Origin of the sequence: Mesorhizobium helmanticense (assembly GCF_003034915.1) — a bacterium.
Taxonomy (GTDB): Bacteria; Pseudomonadota; Alphaproteobacteria; order Rhizobiales; family Rhizobiaceae; genus Mesorhizobium; species Mesorhizobium helmanticense.
Window position 1 is genome coordinate 21,861 of record NZ_PZJX01000066.1, and the last position, 7,746, is coordinate 29,606.

Below are 7,746 nucleotides of genomic sequence, written 5' to 3' on the forward strand. Positions count from 1 at the left end.
TGCCTTTATCTTGCCTTACGCGCCCCTCGCCTCCTCGCCTTAAGCGTCCCTGGCCCCTCCCGGATGCCCTCAACATCGCTAGCCATTGTGCTTCTTTGGCCGCGGGCGATCCCTGTCGAGCGGCACGAAAAGGCCGCCATTCGTTTCACCGGCGCGAACACCGCCGCGAAGGAAGAACAAAGAGCGTCCGGAGGGAGCGTTCCGCCCCTTTGAAGTTGTGGACTGGCCTTTGAATTCGTTCATGTCGGCCGCCGAAATCCCCGTCGCCTCAAGCTGTTTCAGATAGGCAACGGTCTCTTTCGGCAGCGGCCTTCGAAGCTTCAAATGGCCTTCATAGCGCTCGGGTCCAGCGTTGTAGGCGGCAAACAGGCCGGGGAATCCGAAACGCTTATACATGGCGCTGAGATAGGCGGTTCCGGCCAAGATGTTGTCGCGCGGATCGTGCGGGTCGGCTCCCAGACCGTGCTCGACGCGCATCTCCTGATAGGTGCCGGGCATCACCTGCATAAGGCCCATGGCGCCGGCGCGGGAGGTGATGGGACGGCCATCGAGGACGGTCTTGCCGCGGCTTTCGGCATCGATGACGGCGCAAATCCAGGCCTGGGGAATGTGGAAGCGTGCGCTTGCTTCCGATACGAAGTGCTGCCATCGTTGCAGCTGCGGACTTTGGGAGATGACGGCTGGCTCAGCGCCGGTCGAGGCGGAACAGGCGCATGGCGCGACGGCGATCATGCCGAGCATCAGGAGGGTCACTCGGTCCATAGCGGCACCAGCCTCCCGATGATGTTTTCGGCCGGCACCGGCCCGAAATAGCGACTGTCGAAGGAGTGATTTTTCTCGTTGCCGAGCAGGAAAACCTCGTCATGGGCGAGCGCTCGGCAGCCGTTCCACCAGGGCAGCGGACGGCCTTGCGTGTCGATTTTGAGCCGACGGGCGACGATCTCGCCGCCGATGATGATGGCATTACTAAAGGCGCAGACATGCTCGTCCGGCAGCGCGGCGAGACGCTTCACCAGCGGTATATTGCGAGGCAGATAGCCGCGTTGGTCGGCGAGATAGGCAACGAAGCCAGGCGGGCGGGCGAGCACAAGATCGCCGCGCGCAGGCGTGCCAGACCCAACGCGATAGAGACCGACCGGCGCGCTAGCCGAGGCGTTCCAGACCAGCAAGGGAGACGGCTTTGGGAGCGCCGTGAAGCCTGTCAGGCTCAGGCCAATCGCGGCGATGGCGATTGCCTTGCGCGCCCGAACGCGCCGCAAACGGCTGCCGATCAGATGGGTGGAAGGCCGCCGGCTCATGAGCGGTCTCCCTCGTCGGCTGAGCCGGAACCGCCCTTGTCATCGTCGGAGCCAGGTTCTGGCGGGCGGCCTTTCGACCAGTCGTCGAGTTCGTCGATGTGGTAGCGGACATAGCGGCCGTGCTTGCGGTATTTCGGGCCGCCGCCGGTCAGCCGCATCTTTTCCAGGGTGCGCTGGGACAGGCCGATATAGAAGGCAGCCTGCGCGGTGTTCAGAAACGGACTGCCCTTCTTGGCGCGGGCCGCGCGGTCGTTTTCGTCGTCCATGATGGTCCTCGTTTCGCTTCGGACAAGCGACCGCGAGGATCGGCGAACGAGGTCGTCGTGGGGACGGGCGAAGAGTCGGGTGGGAGTTTTCGCCGCCCCTTCGGGCGAGCGTCGGCGGGAACCCCCGCGCCGAGTTGCGGCGCGAGGGCTTGAGCCGGCCGGTCAGTCGGCCGGGTTCCAGATGACGGCGTAGGTGTCTTGATCGTCTTGGCCGGCGGCGCGGCCGAGATTGGCGTAGAGCTTACGCGGACCGAACTCCGGTGCGGCGATGGACAAGCTCACATAGTCGTTGCCGGAAGTCTCCCCGGTTCGGATCCAGCCGGCGCCGACCTCCACGCCCTGCGTCAGCACCCGGAAGTCGGGATGGTTGTCGGCGGACTTGCTCCGATTGGGCACGATATCGATGTCGGCGCGGACGCTGAGCGTCCTGAGCTGGCCTTTGTAGCTGCCGTTTTCCTGCTTGTTGACGTAACCGATCGCGGTCATTTTCCTGTCTCCTTTTGCTGTCGCCGGGGACCATTCCCCTGCGATGGCGGACCGTGATGGGCGCGTCCGGACCGCCCGAACCCGGCAGGGCCGCAGCGGCAGCGAAGGACCCGAGCGGGCAGCTTTTTTGAAGCGAAGCGCGCGCGAGGAAGCCGCGTCATGCGGCGGGGAAAAAAGCTGGTGGCGAGGGTTTCGGGCGGGCTGGAACCGCCCATAGGTCAATGAGCCAGCCGCAGGGAATGGTCCTCAAGACGTGTGGGGACAGGTCGCGTGATCGGGTGAGCACAACAAGCGATCGGAACGCGTGCGGCGGGTTCCGCGCGCTCAACACCGTGCCGGATCGATAAATGTGCCCGTGCACCGGGAGCCCCAGCAGGCATCTCGGCGTGGTAATCGAGCGCTGACAAGGGCGAGCTTTGGCGGCCGGATGTTGTTGCCGGAAGCGGGGTCCAAGGGGCGGAACGTGTAGCCAACGCGCCCCGGAGAGGCGCTAACCCGCGGCTATCGACGAGCCGCCTCGGCATGGCGGACTCATTCGAGGGTAACAGCGACCGGGCCTTGGCCCATTGATCGGCGGTCGGAAGCCGCCGCGTTTCGTGTGTTTTCGGTTGGGAACTTGGTCGAATCCGCGCCAGCAGGTTCCATTGGAGCGAAAACGATCGTCTCGGCGTGATCGAGGAATTCGACCACATTGATACCGATGGCCTTCGCGAGGTCCGCCTGGCTGAGACCAGACGCTTTTCTTTTATCGACGCGGACATACCCGGGTGATCGGCCAGCCGCCATCCGCCAAGGTTAGGTCGTTCCTAGCGGCGCGGCGGGCACGGCTGAGCCCGCGTCCGAAGTCGACGAGGAAAGGGTATTGCTCCCCCGATTTCCGAAGAAGGCCACGGGTTGCAATTGCCCCCGTACCGGCAGACCGGCCGTCGCGATGTTGTGGTCGCGCTTGCGACATTCTTGTCCGCCTTCGGGACACAACAATGTTTTCGGATAGGCGCGCACGAGGGGGCAAATCAAGGTATCTCAATCATGCAAACACCGTGACGCCCAGCCGAACTCGATCCTCACCGCGTGGAGACCGGCGCGCCGTGCTGAAGAGCTCGAAGGTGTCAAAGGCCTTCCTAGACAGGGGGAGCAGCAACAGCGCGATGGTAGAGGCGCGACGGCCGCGTCTTCGAAAGTTGCCAGCCTGCGCACGCAATTACACGCTGGAGACAAAGCCCTACGCGGTCGATGCAGTGGCCACCAGCGTGCGGCAATGCATCGGCTCGGCCCGTCGGGAACGGTTTTCGTCTTCCCTAGCCGGTGCGGAAGTTCTGACTATTCCGACAGTACAGCACCTTTGCTCGGTCCGGGTGACTAAGCGATTGTGCGGCGCGCGCGGTCTCGGTCAAGGCACGGCGCCCTGCTCAAGCCGACAGGGCTTCGGCAAAAGATAGTCCGATTCGGTGTCCCCAAATGAAATGGCATAGCGCTTGCTGTTATCCGTTAGAGCCCATCAAAGCACGTAGAAAGCTATGAACAGAACCATGGCAAAAACGCGAAGTTCCATACAAGCGCCCAAGGAGACCGTGCACATTTGCGGCGAACGCCCCCTCCAGACGTCCCTGCTCCGGTATCTGATTTGCAATGGCTGGTTCGAGACTGACGGAGCCGTGGCGCTCGCCCAATTGTCGCTTACCCGCCTCCGCCGCCAGGAGGATGCCTTTTGGAACACGGCTCGACCAAGTGCGGCCTCTCGGTCTCAGGACTGTCGCCGACGCGATCAACGTGCATCAGGCGACGGTAAGCCAGGTGACGTCGAACAAATACATGCTGACCCCGCGCGAAGTGTTCGAACTGAGGTATTTTTTCACCGTCGCGAGCGCGTCCTCCCAAGGTGGCGACGCGCGGCCCCCCGAAGCTGTCCGCCATCGGATCAAGGCGACAATCGCCGACGAATCGCAATGCTTTCCGACGACGACATCGTCGTCCGGCCCAAGGAAAGGGCCATCGATTTGCGCGCCGCATCGTCACAAAATATCGCGAAGCGATGAACATCCCCTCGTCCGTGCAATGCCGCAGGGAATGGCGCTTCTGGCGTTAATGCGGGTCAACGCAGCCACCCGAGTTTGCAGCACATCCAAACTGGAGACCCTGTTGATGACCGAATCCGCTACGGGCTTCATGGACGGAGTTCTGCATGACCCAGAACAGCCAGATCAACGGTCTGGTCCCGCATGGGGTGCAGTCATTTCGCTTGCCTTAGGCACCTTCGGGCTTGTGACGGCAGAGTTTCTGCCTGCCAGCGTGCTGACGCCGCTCGCGCATGATCTCTCTATCACCGAGGGTGCAGTTGGACAGGCGCTGACAACGACCGCCATCGTGGGGGCGATCTCGGCGCCGACGATGGCCGTCATCACAAGGCCCCTGGACCGCAGGATCGTCATATGGGCGATGACGCTGCTGCTGATCCTGTCGAACGTTCTATCGGCCGTCGCGGGGTCGCTGCCGGTTCTCCTGGCCGCCCGCGTCGTGCTCGGCATAGCGCTCGGAGGGTTCTGGTCGATTTCGGCAGCGCTGGCGATGCGGCTCGTTCCAAGTCACCTCCTGCGGCGCGCCATGTCGATCATCCTCACCGGCGTTACCTGCGCTACCGTTTGCGCGGCTCCAATCGGCGCCTATGTCGGCGATATCTGGGGATGGCGAACCGCCTTCATGATCGCTGCGGTCGTCGGCGCCGTTACGCTGGTAGTGCAACTCATAACCATTCCGAGGCTGCCTCCGATTGGAGTGACGAGCTTCCGCAGTCTGCTGGATGTGGCCAAGAATCCGATGATCAAAGTCGCGATGTTGGTCGTCCTGCTGGTCGCTTCCGGGCACTTCGCCGGCTTCACCTATATCCGCGCCTTCCTTGAGAAGTTTCCCGCGCTTGATATCGAGACGATCTCGCTCGTGTTGCTCGCCTTTGGCATCGGCGGCTTCTTCGGCAATTTGGCCGGCGCATTCCTGGCCGAGCACAGCCTCAAGGCAGCCGCGGCCCTGCCGCCCCTGCTCATAGCGATGGCCACTGTCTCGCTGCTGACGCTGGGAGCATCGGCTTGGGCCACGGCGATTGCGGTTACCGTATGGGGCTTTGCCTTCGGCGCGGTGCCGGTGGGACTGCAGACATGGATGGTGCTGCATTCCGCTCCCGAGCAGGCCGAAAGCGCCGGTGGGCTGATGGCCGCAACGTTCCAGGTGGCCATCGCAGCGGGCGCGATTTTCGGCGGACTGCTGATGGACAATGCCGGCGTCGCCAGTGCCCTTGCCTACAGCGCCGTTGCCTCGTTCCTCGCCGCCCTGACAGTGTTCTTGCTCGGCCCGAAGCGCGAACCCCAGACCACCTGACAGAGAGGCCATCATGCAGCGCGGGAAAGATGCAATCATCAGCCGCGCTGTGCGATCCTACGCACGATTTTTGGCGGTTGCAGGCCTCGTCTCCGGGTGATCGGACGTTGTTGTCCGGTCGATTTCGACCGGCGGGGGCGTTTCGAATGATGGTGCCGACGAAAGAAACTAAGAGAGTGCCGAACCGGACCGCCTCGCCGTCGACCGCTCTGGCACGGCGACAATGTCGCTGCAGTGTGGGTACAACCACCTGAATTCTGAAAGATCCTCCAACAGGCGAGAACCACGCTACGTGGCCACAACGGCCGCTGCTAACCTTAGAACGTGCGGTCTATGCGGCTTTGTCTTGCGGCGAGCATCGGGCGGATCGCGCGCCTGAACTCTTACATGAAGCTCGGGGCCGAACATGCCCCGCAGCTTCTGATTCGGCCCGAAATAGTAGGATCGTTCGGCGATGTCGTAGTTGTATTCACCAACTGTGATCCAGCCGCGATTGAACGTCGACAGACCCGCGCGGCGGCTTTCCAGCGGCGGAATCTCAAGCGCCGCCTGCCCTTGGTAAGGCGGCTTACCGGACGTCGGCAGGATGACGCGACGAGTTATCTCACGCTCAGGATCCCGGCAATTCGGTGCAGTGCATTGCGAAAACCTTCAGCCTCGCACAGCTTGCGGTAAAAGTACTTCTTCCACTTCACGTTTTTGGTGTTGCCGGCTGCCAGCGTGGGGAAACACGTGGCACGCGTCATGCAAAATCATCGAATTTGCGTCAGACCCAATTTTGCACGCCGGTTCGCACCCGTATGAGGCGCTGAGTAAATCGAGACTGAGACCAGGAGTGCCCGCGACTTCACATGCGGGATGCCTCCTGCAACATTATCTCCCGCATCCAGATGCTTGCCGGATCACTGTTGTGAAGGGTGGGCCATTGGACGGCCTCGGTGAACGTGGGTAGTGGCCGCGGAAGTTCGATGATCCGCAGGGGAAAGGTTTTTTTGAAATGCTGAACCAGCCGGAAGGGCATGGTCGCTATACGAGCTGTGCCTGAGACCATCGGCGGGATCATGCTAAAGGCCTGCACGACGATCTCGACACGTCTCTTGAGACCATGCTCGAGCAAAAACTGTTCCTCGATGGAGGGCATCTGGGCACCGCCGACCCTGAACGCAATGTGCTTCATCGATACGTATCTCTCGAATGTAAGCTGCCGTGGCAACTGCTTGTTCGTGGGGCAGCCCACGCACACGAATGTCTCGTCGAACAGCGCCGCCCTTGGATGGGCGCTTGACATGAAAAATTCCGGAAGAATCAGAAAATCGACATCACCGCGCCGGAGAAGCTCATCGGGGTCGTGGTCGAGCGGCCGCAATTCGAAGCTGACGGCGGGTGCTTCGCGTGCAACCCGCTCCACGACCTTTTCAAAAAACACGAGTGTGGCGAAATCGGAAAGAATGATCCTGAAGCGGCGATTGGATTGAGCCGGATTAAACGGATCCCAAGAAATAATCGAGCACTGGATGTGCAGGAGTGCGCCACGAACTGCGGGGGCGAGTGTTTCCGCACGCGGGGTTAGAACACGTTCGCGGCCGCTCATCGTAAACAGTTCATCGTTGAAATAGTTGCGCAGCCGGGCGACGGCCGCGCTCATGGCCGGCTGACTAAGGTTGATGCTGCTTGCCGCGGCCGTGAGGTTGCGCGCGGTTAGCAGTGCGTCGAGCACGACGAGAAGGTTCAGATCAAGGCCTTTGAAACGCATGCCTCATCTGTCCGTAACGTGGTTGTTTGTCATCGTGACCATTATGGGCGCTCGTTTACGGTCCCACTGAGAGGTGTTGTGTCCCGACCTGCCGCCCGCGCGCGTGGAGGACGTGCTCGTCGTAGTTATGGGGATAGCGCGGCCGATGAGCCGACCGGTACAACAGTCGATCGGATAGGTCCGGAGCTATGAAACATGTCGATTACAGATGCGAATTTTTCACGTGGCTAATTGATTACAGATTGAGATTTGAGCAGACTTGGGCGTGGCGGCGCTCCGACAACGATCCGCGACACATATCCGAGGTTGCCCGCAGTACTGCGAATTGCCATCGCTATGACGACAATCCCCACTCCAAGCGCACTTGCGAAGGCGATTCTGGTCGTGAGATTCCAGACTTCTCCAAACTGTATCAAATCCATGAGGCGAAACACGGCACCCTGGACCAGGTAAAGCAGCAGCGTGCTCTGACCAAGCTGCACCGCGACAAAGCGAGCTACTCTAGTCGAATAGACGAGTCTCCAGCATTGGAACATAGACTGCATTGCTACCGCAGAAGCCGCCAAAGAGCCAG

At 61.5% G+C, this 7,746-nt stretch carries 6 protein-coding genes and 3 pseudogenes; 2 read left to right on the forward strand and 7 right to left on the reverse strand.

The genetic code is table 11. The features are described from left to right. Window positions 1-78: 78 nt before the first annotated feature. The 4 genes from C9427_RS31350 to C9427_RS31365 all read right to left on the reverse strand — a co-directional run bounded on the left by C9427_RS31350 (window position 79) and on the right by C9427_RS31365 (window position 2,050). Window positions 79-762, reverse strand: coding sequence for a lytic transglycosylase domain-containing protein (locus tag C9427_RS31350; RefSeq protein WP_107652886.1), 684 nt, complete (start codon window positions 760-762; stop codon window positions 79-81). After that, window positions 750-1,298: a S26 family signal peptidase gene (locus tag C9427_RS31355; RefSeq protein ID WP_107652887.1), complete on the reverse strand. Its 549-nt coding sequence runs from the start codon at window positions 1,296-1,298 to the stop codon at window positions 750-752. The genes C9427_RS31350 and C9427_RS31355 overlap by 13 nt, the downstream gene beginning before the upstream one ends. Continuing rightward, entirely contained in the window at window positions 1,295-1,564 is a 270-nt protein-coding gene (locus tag C9427_RS31360; RefSeq protein ID WP_069091175.1) for a helix-turn-helix transcriptional regulator, read from the reverse strand. The genes C9427_RS31355 and C9427_RS31360 overlap by 4 nt, the downstream gene beginning before the upstream one ends. Window positions 1,565-1,726: 162 nt before the next feature. Further along, a complete protein-coding gene (locus C9427_RS31365; RefSeq protein ID WP_006328923.1) occupies window positions 1,727-2,050 on the reverse strand; it encodes a DUF736 domain-containing protein in 324 nt (107 codons plus the stop codon). Window positions 2,051-3,778: 1,728 nt separating this feature from the next. Here C9427_RS31365 and C9427_RS31375 point away from each other — a divergent pair. Both C9427_RS31375 and C9427_RS31380 read left to right on the forward strand, forming a co-directional pair. Next, window positions 3,779-4,136 (forward strand): annotated as a pseudogene (locus tag C9427_RS31375) (RNA polymerase factor sigma-54); the annotation flags it as partial. 56 nt (window positions 4,137-4,192) lie between these two features. Beyond that, window positions 4,193-5,419 (forward strand): MFS transporter, encoded by a 1,227-nt coding sequence (locus C9427_RS31380; protein ID WP_107652889.1) that lies wholly within the window; start codon window positions 4,193-4,195, stop codon window positions 5,417-5,419. Between the two features lie 615 nt (window positions 5,420-6,034). Here C9427_RS31380 and C9427_RS31385 read toward each other — a convergent pair. The 3 genes and pseudogenes from C9427_RS31385 to C9427_RS34520 form a co-directional block, all read right to left on the reverse strand. Further along, window positions 6,035-6,156: pseudogene (locus C9427_RS31385) on the reverse strand (nitrogen fixation protein NifQ); the annotation flags it as partial. A gap of 110 nt (window positions 6,157-6,266) precedes the next feature. Continuing rightward, window positions 6,267-7,172, reverse strand: coding sequence for a LysR family transcriptional regulator (locus tag C9427_RS31390; RefSeq protein WP_107652890.1), 906 nt, complete (start codon window positions 7,170-7,172; stop codon window positions 6,267-6,269). 227 nt (window positions 7,173-7,399) lie between these two features. After that, a pseudogene (locus tag C9427_RS34520) lies at window positions 7,400-7,746 on the reverse strand (nodulation factor fucose acetyltransferase NolL); the annotation flags it as partial.